The sequence below is a fragment of the Nocardiopsis sinuspersici genome (assembly GCF_001998325.1).
GTDB lineage: Bacteria > Actinomycetota > Actinomycetes > Streptosporangiales > Streptosporangiaceae > Nocardiopsis > Nocardiopsis sinuspersici.
Genome location: NZ_MCOK01000001.1, coordinates 4,702,680 through 4,728,706 on the forward strand (window position 1 = coordinate 4,702,680; position 26,027 = coordinate 4,728,706).

The 26,027-nt window shown below is 73.2% G+C and carries 29 protein-coding genes; 11 read left to right on the forward strand and 18 right to left on the reverse strand.

Features of this window, described 5'->3' with window-relative positions; translation table 11 throughout:
- Positions 1-6: 6 nt before the first annotated feature.
- Together NOSIN_RS20315 and NOSIN_RS27325 are read left to right on the forward strand one after the other, a co-directional pair.
- Positions 7-390: a hypothetical protein gene (locus NOSIN_RS20315; RefSeq protein ID WP_077692276.1), complete on the forward strand. Its 384-nt coding sequence runs from the start codon at positions 7-9 to the stop codon at positions 388-390.
- A gap of 16 nt (positions 391-406) precedes the next feature.
- Complete coding sequence (locus NOSIN_RS27325) at positions 407-1,051, forward strand: hypothetical protein (RefSeq protein WP_077692277.1); 645 nt, start codon at positions 407-409, stop codon at positions 1,049-1,051.
- Between the two features lie 49 nt (positions 1,052-1,100).
- On the opposite strand, the gene NOSIN_RS20325 is transcribed toward NOSIN_RS27325, so the two are convergent.
- The 5 genes from NOSIN_RS20325 to NOSIN_RS20345 all read right to left on the reverse strand — a co-directional run bounded on the left by NOSIN_RS20325 (position 1,101) and on the right by NOSIN_RS20345 (position 7,864).
- The gene (locus NOSIN_RS20325) at positions 1,101-1,763 is read right to left on the reverse strand and encodes a class I SAM-dependent methyltransferase (protein ID WP_077692278.1); all 663 of its coding nucleotides are present in this window, start codon (positions 1,761-1,763) and stop codon (positions 1,101-1,103) included.
- Between the two features lie 10 nt (positions 1,764-1,773).
- Positions 1,774-2,145, reverse strand: coding sequence for an STAS domain-containing protein (locus NOSIN_RS20330; protein WP_077692279.1), 372 nt, complete (start codon positions 2,143-2,145; stop codon positions 1,774-1,776).
- Between the two features lie 351 nt (positions 2,146-2,496).
- Positions 2,497-3,489 carry a methylmalonyl Co-A mutase-associated GTPase MeaB gene (gene meaB / locus NOSIN_RS20335; protein ID WP_171986615.1) on the reverse strand — a complete coding sequence of 331 codons (993 nt, stop codon included), beginning with the start codon at positions 3,487-3,489 and terminating at the stop codon, positions 2,497-2,499.
- Positions 3,490-3,710: 221 nt separating this feature from the next.
- On the reverse strand, positions 3,711-5,933 hold the full coding sequence (scpA, locus tag NOSIN_RS20340) for a methylmalonyl-CoA mutase (protein WP_077692281.1): 2,223 nt from the start codon (positions 5,931-5,933) through the stop codon (positions 3,711-3,713).
- Positions 5,930-7,864 (reverse strand): methylmalonyl-CoA mutase family protein, encoded by a 1,935-nt coding sequence (locus tag NOSIN_RS20345; protein WP_077692282.1) that lies wholly within the window; start codon positions 7,862-7,864, stop codon positions 5,930-5,932. The genes scpA and NOSIN_RS20345 overlap by 4 nt, the downstream gene beginning before the upstream one ends.
- 388 nt (positions 7,865-8,252) lie before the next feature.
- Here NOSIN_RS20345 and NOSIN_RS20350 point away from each other — a divergent pair, with 388 nt between their 5' ends.
- Positions 8,253-8,984 (forward strand): hypothetical protein, encoded by a 732-nt coding sequence (locus NOSIN_RS20350; RefSeq protein ID WP_077692283.1) that lies wholly within the window; start codon positions 8,253-8,255, stop codon positions 8,982-8,984.
- 33 nt (positions 8,985-9,017) lie between these two features.
- Entirely contained in the window at positions 9,018-9,413 is a 396-nt protein-coding gene (locus tag NOSIN_RS26885) for a DUF4184 family protein (RefSeq protein ID WP_236743406.1), read from the forward strand.
- On the opposite strand, the gene NOSIN_RS20355 is transcribed toward NOSIN_RS26885, so the two are convergent.
- The 4 genes from NOSIN_RS20355 to NOSIN_RS20370 form a co-directional block, all read right to left on the reverse strand.
- On the reverse strand, positions 9,326-9,742 hold the full coding sequence (locus NOSIN_RS20355; protein ID WP_077692284.1) for a spore-associated protein A: 417 nt from the start codon (positions 9,740-9,742) through the stop codon (positions 9,326-9,328). The genes NOSIN_RS26885 and NOSIN_RS20355 overlap by 88 nt on opposite strands.
- 15 nt (positions 9,743-9,757) lie before the next feature.
- Complete coding sequence (locus NOSIN_RS20360) at positions 9,758-10,081, reverse strand: hypothetical protein (protein ID WP_193371955.1); 324 nt, start codon at positions 10,079-10,081, stop codon at positions 9,758-9,760.
- 170 nt (positions 10,082-10,251) lie between these two features.
- Entirely contained in the window at positions 10,252-11,799 is a 1,548-nt protein-coding gene (locus tag NOSIN_RS20365) for a PQQ-binding-like beta-propeller repeat protein (RefSeq protein ID WP_077692285.1), read from the reverse strand.
- A gap of 118 nt (positions 11,800-11,917) precedes the next feature.
- Complete coding sequence (locus NOSIN_RS20370; RefSeq protein WP_077692286.1) at positions 11,918-12,538, reverse strand: YigZ family protein; 621 nt, start codon at positions 12,536-12,538, stop codon at positions 11,918-11,920.
- A 110-nt stretch (positions 12,539-12,648) separates the two neighbouring features.
- Between NOSIN_RS20370 and NOSIN_RS20375 the strand changes: the two genes are divergently transcribed.
- The 3 genes from NOSIN_RS20375 to NOSIN_RS20385 all read left to right on the forward strand — a co-directional run bounded on the left by NOSIN_RS20375 (position 12,649) and on the right by NOSIN_RS20385 (position 14,511).
- Positions 12,649-13,311, forward strand: a complete 663-nt coding sequence (locus NOSIN_RS20375; RefSeq protein WP_077692287.1) for a helix-turn-helix transcriptional regulator — start codon at positions 12,649-12,651, stop codon at positions 13,309-13,311.
- 21 nt (positions 13,312-13,332) lie between these two features.
- Entirely contained in the window at positions 13,333-13,827 is a 495-nt protein-coding gene (locus NOSIN_RS20380) for a DUF3291 domain-containing protein (protein ID WP_077692288.1), read from the forward strand.
- A 63-nt stretch (positions 13,828-13,890) separates the two neighbouring features.
- Positions 13,891-14,511: a superoxide dismutase family protein gene (locus tag NOSIN_RS20385; RefSeq protein WP_077692289.1), complete on the forward strand. Its 621-nt coding sequence runs from the start codon at positions 13,891-13,893 to the stop codon at positions 14,509-14,511.
- A gap of 67 nt (positions 14,512-14,578) precedes the next feature.
- On the opposite strand, the gene NOSIN_RS20390 is transcribed toward NOSIN_RS20385, so the two are convergent.
- Positions 14,579-15,304 (reverse strand): YidC/Oxa1 family membrane protein insertase, encoded by a 726-nt coding sequence (locus tag NOSIN_RS20390; protein ID WP_077692290.1) that lies wholly within the window; start codon positions 15,302-15,304, stop codon positions 14,579-14,581.
- A gap of 68 nt (positions 15,305-15,372) precedes the next feature.
- The gene (locus tag NOSIN_RS20395) at positions 15,373-15,663 is read right to left on the reverse strand and encodes a DUF6412 domain-containing protein (protein ID WP_077692291.1); all 291 of its coding nucleotides are present in this window, start codon (positions 15,661-15,663) and stop codon (positions 15,373-15,375) included.
- A 286-nt stretch (positions 15,664-15,949) separates the two neighbouring features.
- Between NOSIN_RS20395 and NOSIN_RS20400 the strand changes: the two genes are divergently transcribed.
- Positions 15,950-16,270, forward strand: a complete 321-nt coding sequence (locus tag NOSIN_RS20400) for a hypothetical protein (RefSeq protein WP_077692292.1) — start codon at positions 15,950-15,952, stop codon at positions 16,268-16,270.
- Positions 16,271-16,289: 19 nt separating this feature from the next.
- Here the strand turns inward: NOSIN_RS20400 and NOSIN_RS20405 are convergent, their stop codons facing one another.
- A complete protein-coding gene (locus tag NOSIN_RS20405; RefSeq protein WP_077692293.1) occupies positions 16,290-17,252 on the reverse strand; it encodes a sugar kinase in 963 nt (320 codons plus the stop codon).
- On the reverse strand, positions 17,252-18,847 hold the full coding sequence (locus tag NOSIN_RS20410; RefSeq protein WP_077692294.1) for an N-acyl-D-amino-acid deacylase family protein: 1,596 nt from the start codon (positions 18,845-18,847) through the stop codon (positions 17,252-17,254). The genes NOSIN_RS20405 and NOSIN_RS20410 overlap by 1 nt, the downstream gene beginning before the upstream one ends.
- Before the next feature lie 206 nt (positions 18,848-19,053).
- Here NOSIN_RS20410 and NOSIN_RS20415 point away from each other — a divergent pair, with 206 nt between their 5' ends.
- Positions 19,054-19,434, forward strand: a complete 381-nt coding sequence (locus NOSIN_RS20415; RefSeq protein ID WP_077692295.1) for a RidA family protein — start codon at positions 19,054-19,056, stop codon at positions 19,432-19,434.
- Positions 19,435-19,485: 51 nt separating this feature from the next.
- On the opposite strand, the gene NOSIN_RS20420 is transcribed toward NOSIN_RS20415, so the two are convergent.
- The 4 genes from NOSIN_RS20420 to NOSIN_RS20435 all read right to left on the reverse strand — a co-directional run bounded on the left by NOSIN_RS20420 (position 19,486) and on the right by NOSIN_RS20435 (position 23,083).
- Positions 19,486-20,142, reverse strand: a complete 657-nt coding sequence (locus NOSIN_RS20420) for an SAM-dependent methyltransferase (protein ID WP_077693682.1) — start codon at positions 20,140-20,142, stop codon at positions 19,486-19,488.
- Between the two features lie 145 nt (positions 20,143-20,287).
- Positions 20,288-20,935: a TetR/AcrR family transcriptional regulator gene (locus NOSIN_RS20425; protein ID WP_077692296.1), complete on the reverse strand. Its 648-nt coding sequence runs from the start codon at positions 20,933-20,935 to the stop codon at positions 20,288-20,290.
- A gap of 188 nt (positions 20,936-21,123) precedes the next feature.
- The gene (locus tag NOSIN_RS20430; RefSeq protein WP_077692297.1) at positions 21,124-21,573 is read right to left on the reverse strand and encodes a GNAT family N-acetyltransferase; all 450 of its coding nucleotides are present in this window, start codon (positions 21,571-21,573) and stop codon (positions 21,124-21,126) included.
- Between the two features lie 187 nt (positions 21,574-21,760).
- A complete protein-coding gene (locus tag NOSIN_RS20435; protein ID WP_077692298.1) occupies positions 21,761-23,083 on the reverse strand; it encodes an ATP synthase F0 subunit B in 1,323 nt (440 codons plus the stop codon).
- Between the two features lie 395 nt (positions 23,084-23,478).
- Here NOSIN_RS20435 and NOSIN_RS20440 point away from each other — a divergent pair, with 395 nt between their 5' ends.
- Both NOSIN_RS20440 and NOSIN_RS20445 read left to right on the forward strand, forming a co-directional pair.
- On the forward strand, positions 23,479-24,039 hold the full coding sequence (locus tag NOSIN_RS20440) for a gamma carbonic anhydrase family protein (protein ID WP_077692299.1): 561 nt from the start codon (positions 23,479-23,481) through the stop codon (positions 24,037-24,039).
- Positions 24,040-24,272: 233 nt separating this feature from the next.
- A complete protein-coding gene (locus tag NOSIN_RS20445; RefSeq protein ID WP_077692300.1) occupies positions 24,273-24,776 on the forward strand; it encodes a hypothetical protein in 504 nt (167 codons plus the stop codon).
- Between the two features lie 9 nt (positions 24,777-24,785).
- Here the strand turns inward: NOSIN_RS20445 and NOSIN_RS20450 are convergent, their stop codons facing one another.
- Positions 24,786-25,976, reverse strand: a complete 1,191-nt coding sequence (locus NOSIN_RS20450; protein ID WP_077692301.1) for a sensor histidine kinase — start codon at positions 25,974-25,976, stop codon at positions 24,786-24,788.
- Positions 25,977-26,027: the final 51 nt, after the last annotated feature.

The window sequence follows — 26,027 nt, forward strand, 5'->3', positions numbered from 1 at the left end:
CCCCGGATGTTCGGTCTCCACTCCCTCTCCTCCGTCCTGGCCCTGCTGTTCGAGAGCCTCTACGTGGTGATCGGGGTCGTCGTGCTCGCCCTCACCGCCATGGTGGCGGCCGACCGGAAGGGACTCGTCGCCATGGGCGGCGTGGTGCTCGGCATCGGCGCCCTCGGCGACGTGGTGGCCCAGGCCTGGGCCTTCGTCGCCCTGCGCATGGGCACGGTCCCCCACCTGCCGCCCGAACTGCCGTTCGTCCTCCACAACGTGTTCACGTTCGTGTTCGTCGGAGGCCTCCTCGTCCTGGTGCTGGCCGCGACCAGGCGCTCCGCCGGACGGGCCGTCGCCGCGCCGCCGCCTCCGCCGCACCCCGGCCCCCAGCCCTCCCCCGGCCGCTGACACGAGGAGCCCTTCCGTGAGCAACACCTTCTACGTCCTCGGCATCGTCCTCCTCGTCGCGGTGGGGGTCGTCGCCCTCGTCCGCGCGGACGGGTCCCCCGCCCCGGGAGCCGTCCGTACCGCCGGGATCCTCATGATCGCCGTCGGGATCGTGCAGGGGTCGGGTCTGGCCGTCCACCCCGTCATCGAGAACCTCTCGCCGCCTCCCGACACGGTCCTCCTGGTCAACGACCTGTCGGTGATCCTCGTGGAGGTCCTGTACGGGCTGTTGATGACCGGCGCGCTGACCGCGCTCGTCATCGCGCTGATGCGGTCCCGGTCCGCCGCGGCCCGCCCCGGCAACCCTGCCGCCGCCGGTCCGCGTCCCGGCCACGCTCCCGCCCCCGGCCAGCCGTACGTGTTCGGACAGGCCCGCCAGGTACCGCCCGGCCACGGTTACCGGGGACACCCCGGTCCGCGCGCCGGGAGCGCGTATCCGGGAAGAGCCGGCTCCTACGGCGGTGACGCCGGAGACTGCGCCGACTGGAACCCCGGGGACGGCGGGGGGTCCGGCAGCGGAGGTTCCGGCGGCGGTTTCTTCGGCAGCGGTCTCTTCGGCGGCGGGGACTCCGGCGGAGGAGGAGGCGGCGGAGGCGACGGCGGTGGTGGCGGCGCCGGCTGACCGAGCCGCGAAGACCGTGAGAAGCCCGAAGGCCTGGCCCCGCGCGGGGTCAGGCCGGACGTGTGTAAAGCAGTGAGTAGCGCCAGAACAGCAGCCGCCTCAGCCTGGCGCCGGGCAGGCGTTCGGCGGCCTCCACCGCGATCTCTCGCAGGCTCATCCGCGGGTCGCACACGGGCATCTCGGCCGTGGGGCCCACGCTGTGGAGGTCGGGCACACCGGTGAGCAGGCGCCCGAGGCCCATGCCGGCCCCGATGGCCCACTGCGGTCCCAGGGCCGCCAGGCTGGTCGCGACGTCGGCCGCGCTCTCCTCCCTGTACAGGCCGAGGACGGCCAGGGTGCCGCCGGGGGCGAGGGCGGCGGCCATCCGTCCGAGCGAGGGCCCGAACGGCATGTGGTGGATGCTGGAGACCGCGCTCACGAACCCGTACCCCTCCGGGGCCGGGTCCGCCTCCTCCAGGGAGGCCGCGCGGTACTCGACCGGCAGACGCGACGGTGTCCACTCACGGGCCGTGGAGATGATCCGCGGCGACGGATCGATGGCGTCGACGGCGATGCCGCGCGAGGCCAGGACCCGGGCGAACCGGCCACCGCCGCACCCGACGTCGAGCGCTCGGGTGCAGTGCGGGGGCACGTGTCGGAGAAGGTGGCCGTGGTAGTGGCTGTTGTGGTCCCACGAGATGTCGAGGGAACCCGGGGGGAGGAGTCGGCTCATGCGCCGGAGGCTATCCGGCCTGGCGCTTGGCCTCCAGAGCCTCCATCGCGGTCACCGCGGTGGCCACGGTCTGGTGGACCGGCACCTGCCGGTGCAGGCCGACCAGGCGGACGACCTTGGTGACGCGCTCGTTCAGCGCGGCCAGTGCCAGCGACCCGCCCAGCTCGCGGACGGTCCTGTAGGCGTTGATGATGACGTTCAGACCGCTCGAGTCCATGAACTCCAGACCCGACAGGTCCAGGATCAGCCAAGGACCGTGGTCGTTGATCGCGGACTGGATGTGCTCCTGGAGGTCGGCGGCGGTCGCGATGTCGAGTTCTCCCTCGATCGCGACGATGACGCTGCGGCTCTCTACCCGCGTGCTCAGCCCAAGCCTGTGCACGTTCACTCCTCCCGGCCCCACGTTGAGATGGTGAGGGGTCCCTTCGTTTAACCATACGCAGGCTGGCGGACCGCGCCCGCCCCGTCCGGCACCACTCCCACAGAACCGGACCACCGGGGGAGAACGCTCACACGCCCGCGAACCTGGTAAGTCTTTGGACACACACGGTATAAGCGAACCGCCCGTTCGGGAATGGCATACCGGAAGAAATTTTCGCCTCCTGGGCACGAACCTCACCAGGAGTACTCGGTATGACACGTTTACCGTGGGTTATTTCACGACATGGAACGCACCCGGGACACATGTTCATCGGCCATTGACTCTATCAGCAGTAACATGGTTACTACGCGTTCATTCAGCCGGAGGACGGTCACTCCGGGTGAAGGATTCCAGCAGTGTGCGTGCGGCCAGAGTGGCCGTGGTCCTTCCCGAACGCACCTCGGCCTCCATGCGCGGAAGAAGCTCCGCCACCTCCGGATCGCGCAGAAAGGTGTCCATCAGCCGGTCCCGGACCTGGTCCCACATCCAACTGACCCCCTGGCGGCTGCGGCGCTCGTCGAGAGCGCCGTCGCGCTCCAGCACCGCGCGGTGCTCCACCACGGTGTCCCACACCTCGTCCAGCCCGTCACCGGTCATCCCGCTACAGGTCAGCACCGGCGGACGCCAGTCCGGGTGGACCGGCTGGAGCAGCCGCAGCGCACGCGACAGCTCGCGGGCCGCCTTGCGGGCGTCGTCGGCGTGCGGGCCGTCGGCCTTGTTGACCGCGACCACGTCCACCAGCTCCAGCACGCCCTTCTTGATGCCCTGGAGCTGGTCGCCCGTGCGGGCCAGCGTGAGGAAGAGGAAGCAGTCCACCATCGCGGCCACCGTGACCTCGGACTGGCCGACGCCCACGGTCTCCACGAGCACCACGTCGAACCCGGCCGCCTCCATGAGCAGCATGGTCTCCCGGGTGGCCCGGGCGACCCCGCCCAGGGTCCCCGCCGTGGGCGAGGGACGGATGAACGCGGCCGGGTCCCCGGCCAGGCGCGCCATCCGGGTCTTGTCGCCCAGGATGCTGCCGCCGGTGCGCGTGGAGGAGGGGTCCACGGCGAGCACCGCCACCCGGTGACCGGCCCCGGTCAGCCTGGTGCCCAGCGCGTCGATGAACGTGGACTTGCCGACACCCGGGACACCGGTGATCCCGACCCGGTGGGCCCCGCCGGTGTGCGGCAGGAGCCGGACGAGCAGCTCCTGGGCGGCCCGGACGTGGTCGGGGCGGCGGGACTCCACGAGCGTGATCGCGCGCGCCAGCGTGGGCCGGTGCCCGTTCAGGACCCCCTCGGCGAGGGCGTCCACGTCCACGGGGCGCCTCCGCCCCGCACCGCGCGTCCCCCGCGCACCATCCCGGTCGTCCACACTCTCCCCCTCCGGCCCTCGGGCCGCCTACGTCACTTCCCGGTGCGGTGACCACCACGGCCGGCACCCTCTGCGACGCGCCTGACGACGATGACCCTGCTTCCGGTGGCGCCGTCGGCGCCCTCACCGCTCCCCGGCGGCACGGGACCGAGTCCACCGAGCAGAACCTAGCCCAACCGCTCCTCCAACTGGTCGAGCAGGTCGACGGCGGCCTCGGCGATGACCGTCCCGGGCGGGAAGATCGCCGACGCGCCCGCCTCCCTCAGCGGCGCGAAGTCCGCCGGGGGGATGACCCCGCCGACCACGATCATGATGTCCTCACGGCCGAGCGCGGCCAGCTCCTCGCGCAGGGCGGGCACCAGTGTGAGGTGCCCGGCCGCGAGCGAGGACACCCCGACCACGTGCACGTCGGACTCCACCGCCTGGGCGGCGACCTCGGCCGGGGTCTGGAACAGCGGGCCGACGTCCACGTCGAAGCCCAGGTCGGCGAAGGCGGTCGCGATCACCTTCTGTCCGCGGTCGTGCCCGTCCTGGCCCATCTTCGCGACCAGGATGCGGGGGCGGCGGCCCTCCGCCTCGGTGAACTCGTCCACCCGCCGGGCCACGCGCTCCATGAGCCCGGCCGTGTCGGCGCTTCCCGCCGCCTCTTCCCTGTACACACCCTGGATCGTACGGATCTGGCCTGAGTGGCGGGCGAAGACCTTCTCCATGGCGTCGGAGATCTCGCCGACGGTGGCCTTGGCCCGGGCCGCGTCGACCGCCGCGGCCAGGAGGTTGTTGCTCAGGCCCTCGTCCGCCCTCGACTCGCGCCCGGCGGCCTCGGTGAGCGCGTCGAGCGCGGCGCGCACCCGGGTCTCGTCCCGCTCCTCGCGCAGGCGGCGCAGCTTCTCCAGCTGCTCGGCGCGCACCCGGGAGTTGTCGACCTTGAGGACCTCGATCTCGTCCTCGGTGTCGGGGCGGTACTTGTTGACGCCGATCACCGGCTGGCGGCCGGAGTCGATGCGGGCCTGGGTGCGGGCGGCGGCCTCCTCGATGCGCATCTTGGGCAGCCCCGCGTCGATGGCGGCGGCCATGCCCCCGGCCTTCTCGACCTCCTGGATGTGCGCCCACGCCTTGGCCGCCAGCTCCTGGGTGAGCCGCTCCACGTAGTAGCTGCCGCCCCAGGGGTCCACCACGCGGGTGGTGCCGGACTCCTGCTGGAGCAGTAGCTGGGTGTTGCGGGCGATGCGCGCGGAGAAGTCGGTGGGCAGGGCCAGCGCCTCGTCCAGGGCGTTGGTGTGCAGCGACTGGGTGTGGCCCTGGGTGGCGGCCATCGCCTCCACGCAGGTACGGGCCACGTTGTTGAACACGTCCTGGGCGGTGAGCGACCACCCCGAGGTCTGGGAGTGGGTGCGCAGGCTCAGCGACTTGTCCCTGGCCGCGCCCAGGTCCTTGACCAGGCGCGCCCACAGCAGGCGGGCGGCGCGGAGCTTGGCGACCTCCATGAAGAAGTTCATGCCGATCGCCCAGAAGAACGACAGGCGCGGCGCGAACGCGTCCACGTCCAGGCCGGAGCGCTGGCCGGCGCGGATGTACTCCACGCCGTCGGCCAGGGTGTAGGCCAGCTCCAGGTCGGCCGTGGCCCCGGCCTCCTGCATGTGGTAGCCGGAGATGGAGATGGAGTTGAAGCGCGGCATCCGCTGCGACGTGTAGGCGAAGATGTCGGAGATGATCCGCATCGACGGCCGCGGCGGGTAGATGTAGGTGTTGCGGACCATGAACTCCTTGAGGATGTCGTTCTGGATGGTCCCGGACAGCTTCTCCGGGGGCACACCCTGCTCCTCGGCGGCCACGATGTACAGCGCCAGGACCGGCAGCACCGCGCCGTTCATGGTCATGGACACGCTCATCCTGTCCAGCGGGATGCCGTCGAACAGCTGGCGCATGTCGTAGATGGAGTCGATGGCCACGCCCGCCATGCCGACGTCGCCCGCCACACGGGGGTGGTCGGAGTCGTAGCCGCGGTGGGTGGCCAGGTCGAAGGCGACCGACAGCCCCTTCTGCCCGGCGGCCAGGTTGCGCCGGTAGAAGGCGTTGGACTCCTGGGCGGTGGAGAACCCGGCGTACTGGCGGATCGTCCAGGGCTGGTTGACGTACATGGTCGGGTAGGGGCCGCGCAGGTAGGGCGGGATGCCCGGCAGCCCGTCAACGAAGTCCAGGCCGGCGCGGTCGGCGGACGTGTACAGCGGTTTGACGCCGATGCCCTCGGGGGTCTCCCACTCCAGGGCGTCGGCGGCCTTGCCGGTGTCGGCCTCCAGGGCGCTCTGCCAGGCGGCCGCGCCGTTGTCCGGTGCGGTGCCCTCGGAGAACCCGGGGAGTTCCGGGGCCACGGTGGAGAAGTCGGGGATCATGTGCGCGCCCCCTGGGCTGTGGCGGACGGTTCCGGTGGATCGGTGAGCAGGACGTCGACCAGGTCGGTGAGGAGGGCGACGGCGTCGCACCCCCGGTGGGCGAAGGCGTCCACCCCGGCCTCGCGGTAGGCGTCGTCCGGCGCGCCCGCGAGCAGGACCCGGCGGGCTCCCGCGTCCTTGAGCGCCCGCGCGACGGCCTCGGCGTGCTCGGCGTACACCGCGTCGGAGGAGCAGATGACCGCGACGCGGCGGCCCGAGGCGGCGAAGGCGTCCCTGACGGCGGCGGCGCCGTCGAGCGGTCCGGGGTCCTCGGCCGCGATGCCGCCCGCCGCGAGCAGGTTGACCGCGAAGGAGGCGCGTGCGGTGTGCGCGGCGACCGGGCCCAGCGTGGCCAGGAAGGCGGTGGGCCGGTGGCCGGTGTCGCCCGCCCGGGTATCGCTGCGGTCGCGCAGGGCCTCGTAGTCGTCGGCGTAGCGGCGCACCGGGAAGCCGCCGGGAGCCGGTGCGTCGAACCGCGCGGGGTCGACGGGCCGGACCAGCGGGGTCTCGTCCGCGTTGGGGAACTCGCTGACGCCGGTGAGCGGGGCGCGGCGGTGGGCCAGGTCGAGGCGGCGGCGCTCCCACACAGCGTCCACGCGCTCGCGCAGCAGGCCGTGCTCGACGGCCTCGGCGGCACCGCCCGCGGCCTCCACCTCCTGGAAGAGGGCCCAGCCCGCCCGGTACAGGTCGCGGGTGAGCGACTCGACGTAGAAGGAGCCCCCGGCGGGGTCGACGACCCGCGCCAGGTGGGCCTCCTCGATGAGGAGGGACTGGGTGTTGCGGGCGACGCGCCGGGCGAAGTCGTCGGGCAGGCCCACGGCGGAGTCGAAGGGCGCGACCGTGACCGAGTCGGCGCCGCCCACTCCGGCGGCGAAGCAGGCCACGGTGGTGCGCAGCATGTTCACGTGCGGGTCGCGGCGGGTCATCATCGCCTCGGAGGTGGCGGCGTGCAGGCGCATGGAGCGCTGGTCGGCGGGCACGCCGCTGGCGGCCAGCACCTGGTTCCACATGGCGCGGACCGCGCGCAGCTTGGCGATCACCGAGAACTGGTCGGCGCTCGCGGACAGTCGGAACTCGACGCGCCGGGCGGCGTCGGGCAGGTCCAGCCCGGCCGCGTGCAGGGCGCGCAGGTAGGCGGTGCCCGCGGCGATCGCGAAGCCGATCTCCTGGCCCTCGGAGCCGCCCGCGTTGTGCACGAGGGTGCCGTCGGCCACGACCAGCCCCAGGCCGGGACGCCCCCGGGACCGGTCCGCGGCGAAGCGGACGGGGTCCATGACGTCGGGGCGCCCACCGGACCGGGCGGCGGTGGTGAGGGGGTCCACGCCCAGGTGGGAGGTGATCCGGCCGTCGGGTACACCGGCGTCGGCGTGGGCTTCGAGCAGCGCGTCGGCGGCGTCCTCGTGGTCGGCGCCGGGGTCCAGGACCACGGGTGCGAGGTCGAGGTGGACGTCGGCGAGGGCCTCGCCGAGCGCGGACGCGGGCAGCCCGGTGCCGCCGACGGCGATCCACAGGGAGCCGGCGCCGTTCATGAGGTCGTCGTGCGCGCGGCGCCGCAGGACGGCCGGGTCGGCGTCGGTGTGGCGGGCGCGGATGTCCCAGCCCTGGGCGACTCCCCCGCCGGGCCGGTAGCCCCGGGTGAAGGGGGGCAGCCCGGGGAAGCCGGGGTCGGCGGCCGGGGGGTCGAAGGTGTGGAGGGGTTCGATGTCGAACCCGTCGTAGGTGTGCGTGGCGAGTACCGACTCGGGTACGTCGGCGAGCCGCTCCTCGGGAACGCCGCTCTTGCGCAGCACCCCCGCGACGAGTTCACGCCACCGCTCGTATGTGGCGGCCGGGAACCCCTCGGCCAGGTTGGGGGCGCCGGATCCGGCGGCCCCGCTCTCAGGGACGTCCATATATCGGATGGTAGAGAATCACGTTCGTTCCCGGGGCCCCGGGGTGTGGTGCGTGACGCACGGGACGGCGCGGCCGTACCGCTTCGGGAGCGCCGGGTGACATGGGACACATCGGTGGCATGGTGTGGAACCGGCGCGGCCGCGGCGTGCGCGCTCCGTGCCTGTTCACCACGGAGCCGGGCGCACACGGGAGGCCGTCGGCCCCTTCCGGGGCCGGTTTTGACGAAAACGACACCATGTACTTTCTTTCAGTGAGGTGGGACGTACTCCGGGTATCCGGCGAACCGACGCAGAGTGACGAGACTTGGACACACGGGCCACCCACGCGCTTCGCGACCTGCGGCACCTTCCGCTCCCTCGCCCCCCACCAAGGATGAAAAGGACAGAAATGCCCTTCTTCCCCCGTGACAGCCGCCTCCCCCTCACTCCGGTGGCCTCCCTCGCGCTCGCGCTCTCCCTGTCCGCCTGCGGCGGCGGGGAGGAACCCGCCCAGGCCTCGGCCCCCTCGGAGGAGTCCGCCGAGGACACCGCCGCGGAGGACGGACCCGCGGACCAGTTGTCCCAGGAGGAGCTCGCGGGGCTCCTCGTCGAGAAGCCCGTCCCCTCCTCCAGGCCCCGGATGGACGAGTCCGCCCTACCGCCCGAGCCCGGGGACTCCGCGCCCCTGCCCGAACGGGTGGCCTGGCTCCTGCTGGCGGAGGTGTCCCGCAAGGCCTCCCACGCCGCCCCGGGCAGCGCCGCCGTGTGCCCTGAGCGGATGGAGGAGGCCGCCGGGCGGAGCTACACCTGCACCCTCACCTACGGCGGCCTGGACATGCGGTTCCCGGCCCTGGCCGAGGACGGCGACGGAGGCGTCACCTTCCGGTTCGAGTACCCGGAGCTGCCCACCGTGCGCGCGGTCGTCGAGGACACCATCCGCTTCGACCACGGCGTCGAGGCGGTGTACTGCGACATGGACGACGTCGTGGCCGTCACACCGGGCGAGGACAGGGCCCCCTACCTCTGCTACGCCGCGGGCGGTGGCGGCGCGTCGGCGGAGGGCCCCGCGATCACCCCCTACGAGGTCTACGTCCTCATCGGGGGCACCCTGGCCACCTACCCGTACCTGAACGGGGGATAGGGGCCGGGCGAACCGGAGGGAGCGGACGGCGACGTGCCCTTCGCCCCGAGCCACGTCGCGGCGGTCCTTCCCCTGGCGCGTACCCGCCTGCCGCTGCCGGCCCCGGCCGCCGGCTCGGTCGCGCCCGGCCTGCCGTATCTACCTGATCTACCTGCCCCTGACCCAGGCCGCGGCGACCATCCACGGAACCTCGGGCCTGTGGTCGGACGTGCTGCTCGGCGGCGCCGTGCCGGCGTGTACGTGTGCGCGCTTCGGGCTCCCCCTGTACGCGCTGGCCGAACGGGCTCCCGCACCGCACGCCTGCGCCCCCGTTCCGGACGGCGGGGCGGTGGCGCGAGGGGTCAGCCGCAGTTGGTGCCGTTGCGCACGACCCACTCGTCGCCGATCGCCCCGCCCCAGTCCACGCACTGGCCCGCGGCCTCGACGTAGACCGGTCCGGCGTACTCCGTCCAGTCGCCCGGATCGGTCTGCCACGAGGTGGAGTCGCTGCGCTTGAGCGCCGCGTCCATGTCCACGGCGCCTCCCGGGCTGGACCGCACCACCACGGCGCAGTTCTTGCCGGTGGAGCCGCTGTAGGCCAGGAAGACGGTGCCTCCGCTGATGGCGGCCTTGTTGACCACCTGGTACCCGCCGCCGCACTGGCCGCCGTAGGAGGCGGCGACGGCGGGCGCGGAGCCGGCCGCCGTCGCGGCCAGGGCCAGGCCCAGTGCCGCGGCGGCCCCGCGGACGAGGGTCTTCGACGTGTCTCTTCCGTTCACGTTCGGTCCCTTCGGCTACCAGGGAGGGGTGCCCACGCCGCTGGTGCGGTGCAGCTCCACCAGGCGGGTGATGGTGATGGTGCCGTCGCCGGCGGTCCCGGAGCCGTCCCCGTCCTCCTCTTCCCCGTCGTCCTCCCCGGGGCTCTCGGACGCCTCCTCGGAGGGGTCGTCGGAGGGCGACGCGCTCTCCTGCGGCTCCTTGCCCACCGGGCCCGGGCGGCGCTGTTCCTCACCGGGCTCCTGCGCCGGAGCGCCCTCCTCCACGGGATCTTCCCCGAACCAGGCGGCCATGGGCAGGGAGTCCCAGTTGCCGACGAGGGCCCTCGCCGCCCCGGCCATCGCCGCCGGGTTCCGCGTGTGCGTCCGTGAGGCAGGCGCGGCTACACCGCAGGGGCCGGGGGTTCCCCTACCTCCGGTGTCCGAGCACGGGGCGGGGTACGGCGCGGCCTCAAGGAAACAGGCCCCGGGGCGGTGGCCGCCGGGGCGCCCGGGGATGCCGGGTGCGGCCGTCAGTCGGCCGCGCCGGGAGAGCCGGTGGCCCCGTCCGAGGGTTCCCCGGACTCCTCCCCGTCCTCCGGGGGCGGACCGTAGACGAAGCGCTGCCGGCCCTGGACGAGAACGGCGTGCCCGCTCTCGGTGACCGCCTCCACGTACGCGGGCATCTCGTCCTCGACCACGTCCATGGTGACCGCGTCGAGCACGAGTTGCCGGTCCCCGCCCGTGCTGGCACGGGAGTCCCCGTAGACGAGCCCGTCGAAGGCGAAGGCCGGGGAGATGGCTCCCGCGTCCTCCTCCAGGCCCCACAGGACCTCTCCGGCGGCCAGGTCGATCGCGACCACGGGGGCCTCGCCGCCGGCCTGGGGCAGCAGGAGGGTGCCGGTGGTGTCGTCGTACAGGCTGCCCGCGACCCCGGCCGGTTCGAACGGTCCGACGACCGGGTTCGCGCCCGGCTCCTCCAGGGTCCACAGCAGGTCGCCGGTCTCGGGATCGTGCGCGGAGAGCATGGAGGGCGTCTCGGACTGGGCCCAGCGCAGCAGCAGGACCTCCCCGTCCTCTCCGGCCGCGGTCTCCCCGTCGCCTCCGGTGTCCTCCCCGCCCTCGCCGGGGTCCTCCTCCGGCGCCGACCCGCCCTCGGAACCGGGCAGCGGATAGAAGCCGATCACCTGCGGCGCGGGAACGGGCGCGGAGGTGGGCAGGCCCAGGTCCGCGTCCCCGCCGTCGACCGTCCAGAGCTCATCGCCCGCGGCGGCGCCGTCGGTGTCGGTGTCGGAGTCCGCCCCGGCGTCGGGGTCGACGGAGTACGCGTGCAGGGTGGGGCCGCCGGAGGCGAGCAGCACCAGGCCGTCCCGGGCGGCCACGGGTACGCCCAGGTCGGGCTCCTCCCCGACCCCTTCTCCGGACTCCTCCGAGGCGTCCCCGGCGGGCTCCGTGTCCTCCGCCTCCTCGGAGCCCTCCTCGGCCTCGGGGCCGGGCGGGGCCTCGAACTCGTAGGACCACAGCTCGTCGCCCCCGGGGTCCAGCAGCGAGAAGGCGCCGTGGGGCTCCTGCGAGCTCCATCCGCCGGGGCGGCGCACGGCGAGGCCGTCCAGGTAGGCGTCGCCCTTCTCGGCGGGCTCCCACAGCCGCTCGCCGCGGGCGTCCAGGACGAACGGGGCCCCGTCGGCCTCCGCCATGAGCAGGACCCGTTCGCCGTCGCGGTCGGTGTCGAACCCGCCGAAGCGGGCCTCGCCCTCCCACAGGGTCTCGCCGGTGGCGGCGTCGTGCAGGAGGTGGCGGTCCTCGCTGCCGGAGCTGATGAGGAGGGCGTCTCCGACGGGGCTGATCCGCACTCCGAGGGGGTCGGCGAGGATCTCGTGGACGTCCGCGGTGTCACCGTGCAGGTACCGCAGCACCTCGCCCTCGATCCCGGGCGGGGCCTCCCCGTCGAAGACGGTGGGAACCGGGCTCGGCTCCTCCTCCGGTCCGGGTTCGGGGAGTTCCGGATCGCCTGTGCACGCGGCGACCAGCAGCACCGCGAGGCCACAGGTCAGGGCCTGGGGCACCCGTGAGCTGCGCATGGAAGGTTTCTCCCCACGAAAGATGATGTTTACGGCAAAATCCTAAGCTGAGCCAGGATATGCCGACACCGCCGACCCTCACTCGTTACGGGGGTGGAACGTCGCCGTACCGCGGGGATCAGGGTTCCACCTCCACGACCGTGGTGCCCCTCACCTCGAACTCCGCCCTGCCGCCGGTCAGCTCGGCCAGGCGCAGCTCGAAGCGGGGAAGCCCGTCCTCGGGCAGGGCCACCTCGATGCGGACCCGGTCGGCGTAGGCGACGTCGCGCACGTCCAGGGAGGAGTCGCGCAGGTCGCTCTCCAGGCGTCCGCCGAGCACGTAGTCGGCGAACACGTCCACGACGAGGAGCCGGCGGCGTTCCAGGACCCCGAACTCGTCCACGGCGGCGGACACCGCGCTGCCGTAGGCCCGGATCAGCCCGCCCGCGCCGAGCTTGACCCCGCCGAAGTAGCGGGTGACCACGGCGACGGTGTCGGTGAGCCGCCGGTGCCGCAGCACCTCGAGCATGGGCACCCCGGCGGTCCCGGCGGGCTCGCCGTCGTCGCTGGAGCGCTGCACGCCGCCCTCGTCGCCGAGCACGTAGGCGGTGCAGTTGTGGTTGGCGCTCCAGTGCTCCTTGCGGCGCTCGGCGATGAAGGCGCGTGCGGCTTCCTCACCGTCCACCCTGGCCAGCGCGCAGATGAAGCGTGACTTCCTGATCTCCAGCTCGTGCTCGCCGCCGCGTCTGATCGTTCGCATGTCGCCTGTTCGGCAGGGGTCGTGGTCGTCCACCAGTGTCCCATCCCGGTGACGGCACCGGATCACCCGGCGCAGACCACCCGGCGGGTCCGCGCGCGGACAATGGGGGCATGGACGACTCCTCGATCGACGCGGCGCGGACCCTGGCCGACCCCGTGCGCCGCAGGCTGTACGAGTACGTGGCGCAGAGCGGCGAGGTCGGCCGCGCCCAGGCCGCCGAAGCGCTCGGCATCCAGCGCACCCTGGCCGCGCACCACCTGGACCGGCTGGCGGACGCCGGGCTGCTGGAGGTGTCCCTGCGCAAGGTGAGCGGCCGTGAGGGGCCGGGCTCGGGACGTCCGGCCAAGCTGTACCGGCGCTCCGCCGGGGAGCTGTCCCTGCACCTGCCCCCGAGGGACTACGAGCTGGCCGCGCACGTGCTGGCGGAGGCGGTGGAGCGCCACGGCGCCGAGGAGTCCCTGCACGCGGCCGCGCGCGAGGAGGGCCGCCGGATCGGGGCCGGGCACCGGGGCGAGCCGCTCGACGAACTGCTGCGCGCACGGGGCTACGAGCCCGGGGAGGGGGTGGAGGACGGCGCCGGAGACGGTGCCGTGCGGCTGCGCAACTGCCCCTTCCACACCCTGGCGCGCGCCTTCCCGCCGCTGGCCTGCGGCCTGAACCTGGAGCTGTTGCGCGGGATGCTGGAGGGGCGCGGCGAGGACGGCGAACGCGCCCGGATGGACGCCCGGCCGGACCGCTGCTGCGTGGTGATCTCCAAAAACAATGAACGTTGACATAGAAGCCCGGGCCATGGTGTGCTGTGCCACATGAACGAGACCCCCTCCTCCGGCCACCACCTGGCCCAGATCAACGTCGGCGTCCTGAAGGCACCCCTCGACGACCCCTCCATGGCGGGGTTCGCCGAACGGATCGACCCCGTCAACGCCCTGGCCGACGAGGCGCCCGGATTCGTGTGGCGGCTGGTGGAGGAGGGTGCGGGGGACGCCACCGGCCTGCGCCCCTTCGGTGACGCGCTCCTGATCAACTACTCCGTCTGGGAGGACGTGGAGTCGCTGTGGAACTTCACGTACCGGAGCGAGCACCTGGAACTGCTGCGCGGCCGCCGGGAGTGGTTCGAGCGCATCGAGGAGGCGTACCTGGCCCTGTGGTGGGTTCCCAGCGGTACGATCCCCACAGTCGAGGAGGCCGGAAGGCGCCTGGACCTGTTGCGCGAGCACGGTCCCACTCCGGAGGCCTTCACCCTCAGGACGTCCTTCCCGCCCCCGGCAGATCGCGCTCCGCACGTCTAGTCACCCTCCGGATACTTTGAGTAGTCTTGCGGGCGACACCGAGAACACACCGGGAGTTCCGTCATGCGCATGACACCACTCGCTGTCGGCCTGGCCCTGACAGCGATCCTCGCCTCCGGATGCGCGCGGCCCGAGCCCGCCGCCGACGACGGCTCCGCCACCCCCGAGGCCACCTCGGGGACCCGTCCCACCGCCTCCCCCATGGTGACCGCCTCCACCTTCCTGCCGCCCGGCGAGGGCACGGGCGCCATCACCTACGACGAGACGGCCGTGCCCCCGGGCGCCACCTCCGACGTGCAGGTACGCGAGCAGGAGGGCGAGACCTACGTGCAGTTCACCGGCACCGGCCTGGCGCCCGACCGCGAGTTCGGCGCCCACGTGCACACCCGGCCCTGCGGCGAGAAGCCCGGGGACGCGGGCCCCCACTACCAGAACGAGGCCGATCCGGCCGCGACCGGGGGCGAGCCGTCCTCCGATCCCGCCTACGCCAACCCCGAGAACGAGGTCTGGCTGGACTTCACCACCGACGAGAGCGGCAACGCCTACGCCACCGCCACGGTGGACTGGGAGTTCCGTGAGGGCGAGGCCCGGTCCCTGGTGCTGCACGAGCACCACACCAGCACCGGGCCCGGCGAGGCGGGCACCGCGGGGGACCGCCTGGCCTGCGTCAGCGTCGACTTCTGACGCCGGCCCCTCCCCGGGCGCGGGATCCGGACGCGCCCGGGGAGGGACGGAGCCGCCGTGTCCCCGCTCAGTCGGGGATGACCCGGCGCAGGAGGAGCCGCTCGCCCAGCGCCCAGGCGCCGGAGGTCAGCAGGTACAGGCCAGCGGCCAGCGGCACGAGGGCGGCCACCACCACGGTCGTGAACTGCATGTAGCTCAGGAAGCCCGGTTGCGGCTGGTTCGGGTTGGCGGCCGCGTTCGCCCGCATGACGGGCAGCATGAGGTAGCGGCGGCTCGCCCAGGCCACGAGGGCGATCAGGGCGATCAGGGCGATGACGACGGCGAACACCGGCGCCACGGACAGGCCGTCGGCGCCGGCCAGCATGGTCGCCCCCAGCTCGACACCGCCGAAGGTGTGGTCGAGCATCGGCTCGTCGACGCCCCCGGCCCCGATGAAGACACCGTAGAGCGCGACCACGACGGGCATCTGCGCCAGGGAGGGCAGGCATCCCGCCAGCGGTGAGGTCCCCGCCTCGGTGTAGACCCTGCGCTGCTCGGCGACGAGCTTCTCGGGGTTCTTGCCGTGCTCGGCGTTGATCTCGGCCAGTCGTGGGGCCAGGCGCGCGCGGGCCTTCTCCGCGCGGACCTGCATCACGCCGAGGGGGACGAGCAGCAGGCGCACGGCCACGGTCAGGGCCACGACGGCGAGTCCCGCCGCCAGGCCCGCGGTGAGGGGCGTGAGCAGCGAGGTGAGGGTGGCGAGGGTTGTCGAGAGCAGGGTCATGGCGGCCGCGATCGGCCCGAAGCTGTACAAGGTCGGATGGCCCTTCGTCCGGTACGGGAGGAACAGACGTCAGGCCGCTCGGGAAGGCGCGGAAGCGGTCAGCGAGCGGCCGGAAGGGCCGCGCCGGGTGCTCTCGGACGGGGCCGTCCGGGCGCGTCGGGGTCGCGGAGGGCGAGCACGGGCATACGCGCCGACCTGCGGCGCATCGCGTGCGCCGTGCGCGTGGCCGTGTCGCCCGCGGGCCGCGGAGCGGCGCCGCACAGGACGCACAGGGCGACGGCCGTGCCGACGGTGGCCAGCAGCAGGGCCAGGGTGGCGGGGGACGGGAGGAGCTCGGCCGGGACGACGCCCAGCATGAGGAACTCGAAGAACGTGAGCACGAGACTCATGGCACCCTCCCTCCTCGCTCGCGGCAGGACCGCATCCTATCCGCCCCTTCCGTGGCCGACAACGCGCGTCCGGGCCCGGACCGGCGCGTTGTCCGGGGCCGGCGGCACGTCCTCCGGGGCCGGGCCGGCACCCCCCGGACCGGTACGGCCCCGAGAAATCCGACGACACTCCGCCCGGGCTCCGCTCGGTTCGCGTGATCCTGTAGCTAAATGACACAGAGTAACCAACTCAGTACTCGCCAGGAGCCGTCGTGCCCGTGCGAGCCCGGCAGAGAAGGGGAATCACGTGCCGATCCGCCCTGCGAACCTCGCCACCATGTCCGCCACCATCGCCGGAGCGATCGCCGGACTGTCGAGCAGAGAAGAGGACCAGGCTCCCCCGGTCCGGGTCACGTTCGAGTCCGGCTACGAGCAGACCCTGGAGAACGGGGGATGCCGCACCCTCAAGACCGGACAGGGCGGCGTCACCGGGATCGCCACGGAGAGCAAGGTCAAGTTCGCCCTCTTCGCCGGAACGAGCTGCCAGGGCAGCCGCGCCCTGGCCTCCGGGCACGGCTCGGTGAGCTTCGGCGACCCGGTCCTCGCGGGAGCCATCGTCATCGGCTGACCACCGCCGGACCGGCGCGTCACCGCCCCGCGTTCCCGCGGATCCCGGCGACGCCCTCGGGCAGGGCCTCCAGGGTGTCCCCGGGTGAGCACAGCACCGCGCCGGCGACCGCGTGGCCGAGGGCCAGCCGCCGCTCCACGGGCAGGCCGTCGAGCAGCCCGGACAGGAACCCCGCGGCGAACGCGTCGCCCGCGCCGACCGCCTCGACCACGTTCACCGGAGGGGACGGCACGAACACCGCGCCGTCCGCGTCGAAGCAGGTCGCGCCGTGCTCGGCGTCCTTGACCACCAGCACCGGGACCCCGGGCAGCACCGCCCGCACGTCCTCGGCGGTCGGGGTGCCCCACAGCCGCTCGGCCTCGTCCCGGCCCACGAACACCACGTCCGCGCGGCGTGCGAGGTCGAGCAGCACCGGCGCGGCGGCCTCCGGCGGCCACAGGGCGGGCCGGTGGTTGACGTCGAAGGAGCGCAGCACGCCGTCCCCGGCCCCGTGGTCCAGCAGGTGCTCCACGAGCGCGGCGGCCCTCGCGGACAGCGCCGGGGTGATGCCCGACAGGTGGACGGCGCGTGCGCCCAGCGACCGCACCCTGTCGGCGTCGGCGGCCGACAGCGCGGACGCGGCCGACCCGGCGCGGTAGTACAGCACCCCCGCGCCGCCCGGGGCGGTGTCCTTGACGTACAGGCCGGTGGGACGCCCGGGGTCCACCTCCACACCGCGCACGTCCACGCCCCACTCGGCGACGGACTCGGTGACGATCCTGCCGAAGGGGTCGTCGCCGACCCGGCTGACCCAGGCGGCGGTGTGCCCCAGGCGGGCCAGGGCGACCGCCACGTTGGACTCGGCGCCGCCGGTGCCCACGACGAGCTTCGTTCCGGCGTTGAGCGCATCGGAGGAGGCGAGCACGGCCATGGTCTCCCCGACGCAGACGACGTCGGTCCCGCCCGTCGGCCCGCCCCCGGTGTCGTTTCGGCGGTCGGTCATCAGCGGTTCCTCCGAACGGATCGGCCGGGGAGGCGGTCGGTGCGGTGCCCGTCCCGGACGGTGAACTCCCCGGACACGAGGACGTGGTGGATGCCCTGGGGCGCGAGGCGGGGCTCCTCGTAGGTGGCGCGCGCGGCCACGGTGTCGGGATCGAAGACCACCAGGTCGGCGACCGCCCCCGTCTGGACGACGCCCCGGTCGGTGAGGCCGAGTCTGCGGGCGGGCCGCGAGGTGAGGTGGCGGACGCACTCCTCCAGGGTGAGCACACCGAGTTCGCGCACGTAGTGGCCGAGATAGCGGGGGAAGGTGCCCCAGCCGCGCGGATGCGGCTTGGCGCCGGCGAGGATGCCGTCGCTGCCGGCGGTGTGGGAGCTGTGCCGCATGATGGTGCGGATGTTCTCCTCGTTGCCGACCTGGAGCAGGCAGCCGCCGCGCAGCTCGTCGGCCACGAGCAGGTCCGCGTAGAGGCCGGCGGGCTCCTCGCCGCGCTTCTCGGCGAGGTCGGCGACGGATGAGCCGACGGCCCAGGACAGGGCGGGGTCTCCGACGCCGGTGACGACGATGGCCGACCAGTCCATGGGGACGCCGTGGTTGCCGTCGGTGCCCTCGACCTCGATCTCGTGCAGGATGCGTGCCCTGGTGGGCGCGTCGCGCAGGCGCTCCAGGGTGGCGGCGGTGCCGCCGGCCTGTGCCCAGCCGGGCAGCGGTGCGCCGAGGTGGGTGGCGCTGGCCCGGTAGGGATAGCTGTCCAGGGTGACGTCGAGCCCGTAGCGGACGGTGGCCTCGTCGATGGCGTCGAGGACCTCGGGTGCGCGGCCGCGGTTCCGGGGGAAGTTGACGTGGCAGTGCGCGAGGTGCAGGGCCACGTGGGCGCGGCGGGCGACCTCCAGGCACTCCTGGTAGGACTCCACGACCCGGGAGCCGTAGTTGCGGTGGTGGGGGCAGTAGTAGCCGCCCGCGGCGTGGACGGGTGCGAGCAGGGCGGTGATCTCGTCGTCGGTGGCGTACATGCCGGGGGTGTAGGTCAGGCCGGTGGAGAGGCCGTGCGCCCCGTCGTCCATGCCCTGGGCGACGATCCGGCGCATGCGGTCGAGTTCGCCGGGGGTGGGCGGGCGGTCCTCGCCGCCGACGACCATCATGCGGACGTTTCCCTGGGGGACGAGGCAGGCGGCGTTGACCGGGGAGCCCGCGTCGATCCGGTCCAGGTACTCGCCGACGGTGCGCCAGGAGTGGTCCAGGCGGGGCCTGCCGTTCCATCCGGCGAGCTGGGCGCGGAGTTCCTCGACGGTGTCGTCGGTGACGGGGGCGTAGCCGAGTCCGTCCTGGCCGAGGACCTCCAGGGTGACGCCCTGGAGGGTCTTGGCCTCGTGCGCGGGGTCGGCGAGGACGGCCAGGTCCGAGTGGGAGTGCATGTCGATGAAGCCGGGGGCGACCACGAGCCCGTCCACGTCGACGACGGCGCCGGCGGTGCGCGCGTTGCCGGGCGGGAGGACGCCGCTGATGCGGCCCTGGCGGAGGACGAGGTCGGCGCGGCGGGAGGGCCCGCCGGTGCCGTCGACCACCCGTCCCCCGGTGAGTACGGTCTCGGACTGCACTGTTCCTCCGATCGAAGTGCCGATCGCCGATGGCGGCGCGCCGTCACCAGTGTGTCGGTGCGGCCCAAGATACGCTGTCGGAAAGACAATTGATAACTTTGTTTCCACTAAATGGGCCCGTAACCGCCAGAGGTCGGCGCGGGCGCCGGCGCGTGAACACGCACGCGACACCCGGTGAGCCACACCCCCATCGAAGGAGTCCACGGATGTCCAAGAAGGCGATCCGCACCGACAGCGCCCCCGCCCCGGCCGGCGCGTACAGCCAGGGAGTCGTCGCGGGCGGGTTCCTGTACACCGCGGGCTTCGGACCGCAGGAGCCCGGGACCGGCCGGGTGGCGCCGACCGTGGGCGAGCAGACCGCCCAGGTGCTGGCCAACGTCTCCGCCGTCCTCGCCGAGCACGGCCTGACCCTCGACGACGTCGTGAAGGCGACCGTCCACCTGGAGAACCTCAAGTCGGACTTCGCCGAGTTCAACGCCGTGTACGAGAAGCACTTCACGGCTCCCTACCCCGTGCGCACCACCGTGGGATCTGATCTGGCGAACATCCTGGTGGAGATCGACGTGGTGGCCCTGCTCCGCGACTGACGGATCCGTCCGCGGGGACGGCCCGGGGGCCGGCCGTCCCCGCGGACGCGGTCAGGCGTGTCGGCGGGCGCGGACGACCAGGTCGTGCACGGTGTGGGCCACCCCGTCCATGGTGGACGTCCCCGGGCGCGCCTCGTCGACCAGCACGGTCCACTCCCCCTCCGGCAGGGCCGCCACCACCTCGTCGCCCGTGTAGAACATCTCGGGGATCGGCGGACGCGGCACACCCTCCTCCAGGTCCCGGGGATGGTGTGCGACGACCAGGAGCTCTCCCCCGGGCGCGACCGCCGAGGCCAGCGCCGGGAAGAGCCGCGCGCGGTCTCCCGGCCCCAGGTGCATGAACTGCGACGTCACCAGGTCGAACGCGTCCTCGGGCGGAGTCCACGCGGTCACGTCCGCACGCGTCCACGTGATCCGCCCGGCCACGTCCCCGCCGCGTTCGCGGGCGTGGGCACCGCCCTTCTCCAGCGCCACGGCCGAGATGTCGACCGCGGTCACCCTCCAGCCGCGCTCGGCCAGCCAGAGCGCGTCGGCGCCCTCTCCGCTGCCCACGTCCAGTGCCCGGCCCGGCGCCAGGTCCGCGGCCTCGGCCACCAGGTGGCGGTTGGGGTTCGCGCTCCAGATCCGCTTCTCCGAGCGGTAGCGCTCGTTCCAGAAGTCCTCGCCCATGTCCTCGAGCGAGGGGTTCTCCGGGTGTTCCCGGGTCATGTCCACCACCTCCGAGCCCCACTCTCCACGCGGGTCCGGCGATGCGCGAGGTCCTTTGCCGAAGCGGCAAGAACGTGTCGCCGAGGCCCCAGCCCCGCCCTGCGGACACCGTGTTCGCGTGCTCCCCGGAAAAACCCGCCGACCCTCAGCCCTCCCCGACCCCTTCCGTACCCCGCGGCCCCTCCGGCTCCTCCGGAGCCCCCGGTTCGCCGAAGTCCTCCAGGCACAGGTCCAGCAGGACCCGGAGCCGGTCCGTGAGCAGCTCGCGGTCCAGGGCGCGCAGCGCCGTCGCCCCCTCGACCAGCCGCACACGGGTCAGTCCCAGCATCACCGCGGCCATCAGGGACGCGTGCGCCCGTGCGCCGTCCGTGCCCAGGTAGGCCTCCAGGGGATCGATCATCGCGCTGGTGATCCGTCCCTGGTAGACCGCCTGCAGGTCGGGATCGCCCGCGGAGTCGTCCAGGGCGCGCTGGAGCGCGGTGCCCTCGCCGTGCAGGCGGCTCACCGCGTGCTCGGCCAGGCGCCGCGTGAGGGTGGCGGGGTCGCCCTCGATCAGCCCGGGGAAGACGCCGTCCTCGCGGAGGATCTCGGTGAGCAGTCCGCGTTTGGCCCCGAAGTAGCGGTTGATCAGCGCGACGTTGACCCCCGCGTGCGAGGCGATCATCCTCGACGACACCGAGCCGTACCCCTCGTTGGTGAACAGCTCCTTGGCGCTGGCGAGGATGCGGGCCCTCGTGGCCTCCCGGCCTCGCGTCGGCCCGGAACCACCTCCGGTTTCCTCCGGACGGTCCATCTACACACCCCTTGACGGCTGTGATCTGGCTTGCGGTCCTCCAGGTTGGCACCTTCGAAGACTCCGCGCATACCGAAACGTGGGGAGAGATATCGTTTTGACAGGTAAGCAGTGTTTACATGAGTCCGGAGCGGGCGCGGCCGCGTTCAGCGCGGTGGTGGCGGGGACCGCAGGGACCGGGGATCCGGTCAGAGGTAGCGGCGGAAGCCCTCGGCGGAGTGGTCGAAGCCCAGCGAGGCGTAGAAACGGTGGGCGCCGTGCCTGCTCTCGTGGGACAGCAGCTCGACCTTGTAGCACCCGGCCTGCGTCGCGCGGTCCAGCGCGTCCTCCATCAGGGCCCGGCCGATGCCCCTGCCGCGGGTGAGGGGGTCGACCACGAGGTTGTCCACCACCGCCCAGGGCTGGGCGTCATGGGTCAGGTTGGCCACCACCAGAAGGCCCAGGGTGCCGATGATCTGCCCGCGCTGCTCGGCGACGAGGACCGTGCGGCCGGGGTCGTTCTCCATCCTCGTCCAGGCGCGCACGGCCGCGGAGGACATGCGAACATGAGCGCTCTGCGCGTGGGTGGCGTCGCCGAGTTCCCTGAGCAGACGCAGAATCGCACCGAGGTCGGACCTGATGGCCGCGCGGATAATCATGGCTGACGGCATCGTAACCGACAGCCTGCGACAAGGCGGACGTCACCCTACAACCGGCCACAAAACACCAGGGGGCGGGGACGACGTCCCCACCCCCGGAGAACCGTTCCGTGCGGGGGCCGGAGTACCGGTTCCCCGCCGTCGCGGCGCACGGCACACGGGCGGCGCGGGTCGGGTCGGGGCGTCTCTACGGCTTGCGGATGATCCGCACGCCCTCGTCGCCCTTGGGAGGCTGGTTCGGTCCGGACTGCTGGTCCGGTCCGGGCTGCCGGCCCTGGCCCGAGGCGGGCTGCTGGCCCTGGCCGGACTCCGGATGCCGGTAGACACCGGTGATGCCCGGGTCGCCCGCGGGGGCCTGCGGGCCCGAGTCGCCCTGCTGCGGACCGGACCGCGCCTGCTGCCGGCCCTGGGCGCTCCCCGGCGCGGGGGCGTTGAAGCGGGCGCCCTGCGGAGGACGGGGCGCGGCCTGGTCACCCTGCCGCTCCTCCCCGGACGGGGCCTGTCCGGCCTTCGGGGAGTCCTGTCCGCCCTGCTCCGGCTTGGCCACCGGCTTGATGCGCACGGTCGCCTCGTCGGACTCCTGCTGGAGCGGAGGCAGCTTGGTGGTCGCCTCGGTCGACTCCTCCTCGCGCTCCGGCTCGGGCCCGGCAGCCTGGGCGGGCTCGGGACGTGAGCCCTCGGCACCGCGCTCCTGGGCCTTCGCCCCGGCCTCCTCCGGCTTGCCGGAGGCGGGCTGGGCCGCCTGCGCGGGCTTCTGGTCGGGCCGGGCCGCCTGTGCGGGCTTGTTCTGAGCCGCCTGGCCGGGCTTGGCCTGACCGCCCTGGCCACCCTTCTGAGCCGGCGCGGAGGCCTCCTCCCGCTCCCGGGAGAGGCCCGCCTCCAGCGCGCCCGCCCGGTCCTCGGCCGCGACCAGGTCGGCCAGGGTCGAGTGCATGTCCTTGAGGCGGCGCAGCGCCTCGGAGTGCGTGGCGGTGAGCGTGGCGAGCCTGCGGTCCGCCGTGTCGTGGATCTTCTTCGCGCGCGCCTCGGCCTCGCTCAGACGGCGCTCGCCCTCCTGCTTGGCCTGGTCGCGGAGCTGGTCGGCCTCCTTCTTGGCGCTGTCGACCATCTCGTTGGCCTCCGAGCGCGCGGAGGAGACGACCCGCTCCGCGTGCTGCTCGGCGTCCCTTCGGTGCTTGGCGATCTCCTCCTGGGCCTTCTTCTCGATCTCCCTCACCTCGGACTCGACCCTGGAGCGACGCTCCTTGGCCTCCTCCTCGGCGATCCGCAGGATCTCGGCCATGCGTTCGCTGATCTGTTCGTGCTCAGGCTTGACCTGGGCCTTCTCGCGGGCGATGGCGAGGTCGCGCTTGTACTGCTCCAGCTCGTCGTCCAACCGCTGCAGGCGCTCGCGGAGGCTCTTGACCTGGTTGTCCATCCGTACGTAGTAGTCGTCGACGTGCGCCTTGTCGTAGCCGCCCTTGCGCACTGTCGGGAACCTGTCTTGCTGCAGTCCGCCGCCCGGCAACATATCGCTCATGTGCCTTTCATGTCCTTAACACCGTTTCGACTGCACGTCGCAGAAGGTGAGAGTTGACCCGTACCCATTGTCACAAGGACACCCATCGGGTCCTGTTAGCGACATCCGCCCGATAGTGTCCTTTTCCGCGCCGGCTCGGCCGTATGGGGCTTCGGTCGAGGGCGGAGCGTAACGTCGTGGACACCGTCCAAACGACCAAGGTAGACACGCGCGACGCGACCGCGTCAAGATTCCCGACCGGATACATCGCCGTGCGGCCCCTGGTCACGTTCTTACTAAGGTATGCGCGATCATCCCCGTACGGGGGCAGAGCGGTCAACTTCCCGCTGATCCGGCTCCCGACGGGGGAGCGGACACGGCGGCAGAGACTCAGGGAGGACCACGCGATGGGCACGACGGAGAGGGAGACGGGGCACGGGACCGCGGGGCCGCGTGTGGGCGGCGCCGGGTTCGGACGGCCAGAGGTCCACCCCACCGCGTGGATCGCGCCCGGCGCGGTCGTGGTGGGCCGCGTGCGCCTGGGCGCCGGGAGCAGCGTCTGGTACGGGTCGGTACTGCGCGCCGACACCGAGGACGTCGTCGTCGGGGAGAGGGTCAACATCCAGGACCAGTGCGGCATGCACTCCGATCCGGGGGAGCCCGCCGTCCTGCACGACGACGTGAGCCTGGGCCACAAGGCGATGGTGCACGGCGCGGTCGTGGAGGAGGGCGCGCTCATCGGCATCGGCGCGATCGTCCTGGGCGGTGCACGCGTGGGCCGGGGCGCGCTGGTCGCGGCGGGCTCCCTCGTCCCGCCCGGCAAGACCGTCCCGCCGGACACCCTGTGGGCGGGCGTGCCCGGCAAGGTGATCCGCGAACTGAACGACGACGACCGGCTCGTGCTACAGCACACGCCGTCCCACTACGCGGCGCTCGCCGCCCAGCACCAGGACGTCACCTGGGAATAGGACGTCGCCGGGGAGTGGGAGCGGGCGGTCCGGAAGCACCCGCGCCGGCCGCTTCTGGCTAACACGGGTGACTCCTTCTCTGGTCCTCACGGGTCATGCGCGGGCCCGCGTGCCCGCGTAGCCTGAGAACCCATGCCGCGTGGACCCGGTTTCGTCGCGCCCGGGACCACGTCAGCCCCGTCGGGGGCCGGCACCCCTTCCGCGACACCGTTGTCGCCGGGAGGTGAGCGCACGTGGAACACGACACGGAACCGCGTCCGCGCGACCACGCCATCCTCCACGACCACGTCGCGCTGGACGAGATCGAGCTGTACGCCGAGGTGCTCATCGCCGTGGCCGACGCCGACCACCGGCTCACCCCCGACGAGATCGACCGCGTACTCGGGGTCTCGTCCTCGGAGGACGCGGCCGGAGCCGCCGACGAGGCGCCGGTTCCCCGGGCGGACACTGCGGACGGACGGTACGCGCCACCGGTCCGGACCGAGCGGCCGGCCCGCCAGGCGAGGCCGACCGGGCCCCCTCCGCGCACCCCGGACCGGAGCCCGGCAACACGGCCGCCCGCGCCGTGCGGGGAGGCACCCCAGGCCCGCGTGCTCCCCGCCACCGGGCCGCTGTTCCCGGCGACGCGCGTCCTGCCCGAGGCACCGCCGTTCGCCGACGTGCTCCCGGTACCGTTCGACGGTCCCCTCACCGCGTGGTCCCCGCCCGACCTCCCCCTCACCCCCTGGCCGCCCTGACCGGAGGCCTCAGAGGGGGATCACGGCCCGCAGCAGGAAACCGCCGTTCCCGGTGTGCGCCGCGGACAGGGTTCCGCCGCTCATCGAGACGCGCTCGGACAGCCCCGCCAGCCCGTTGCCGGAGGACCCCTCCATGGCTCCGTCCCCGCGTGCCCGGTCGTTGGACACCTCCACCACCAGGACCCGGCCCACCGCGGTGTCCCTGGTCGGGGTGAAGACGATCTGGCACTCGGTGGCGTCGCTGTGCCGCAGCACGTTGGTCACGCCCTCCCGGACCACCCACGCCGCCAGCGACGCACGCTCCGGGGACAGCGCCAGGCCGTCCAGCCCGGTGACGGACACCCGGGTGCCGTTGGCGGCCAGGACGGAGCCCACCGCGTCCACCTCGCCCGCGAGGTCGACCTCGCGGTAGCCGCTCACCGCCGTGCGCACCTGCTGGAGCGCCTTGCGGGCGAGCTCGTGCACCTCGGTCATCTCCGCGGCGGCCCGCTCCGGCGCGCGTTCGGCCAGCCTGCCCGCCAGCTCGGCCTTGACCGCCAGGGCCGACAGGCTGTGGCCGAGCAGGTCGTGCATGTCCCGGGCGAAGCGCAGGCGCTCCTCGGTGACCGCGAGCTGGGCGCGTGCGGCCTGGCCCCGGACCGCGTCGTTGGTGACGTCCCACAGCCAGAGCGAGGCGAGGGACCCCGCGGCCAGGACCAGCGCCCAGGCGATCGCGAAGAGCCACACCGCCAGGTAGGCGAGGAAGTGGATGTCCAGGGGACTGAGCGGGATGAGCAGCCAGGGCACCGCCAGCAGCCCCAGGGTGACCACGGCTCCCCGCCTGCGGGGCGCCACGAACACTCCGACCCCCCACCAGGCGGCCAGGAAGGACATGGAGAGGAAGGGGTGCTGGAGGGCCGCCGCGCCGACGACGGTCAGCGCGACCGAACCCCAGTAGAGCCGGGGGTCGGGGTCACGCCTTCCGTCGAGCCTGCTCCGCAGCAGCAGCACGAGCGTGACGCCGAGCGGGACCGAGATGCCGGCGGCGGCGAGGGAGCGCCACGGGGAGAAGCCCTCCCCGGCCATGGTCACCTCCATCAGCGGGAAGACGAGCAGCGCGACGAGCAGGAACGATATCGACGCCAGGATGATGAGCCTGGCGACGCGGAGCTTGCGGCCGTTCCGGACGTCCCCGGCCGGCGGTGTCCCGTGCTCTGTCAACGCGGTGCCTCCTCCTGGGCTGGGCGGTTCCCGACCGGACCGGTGCGGCGA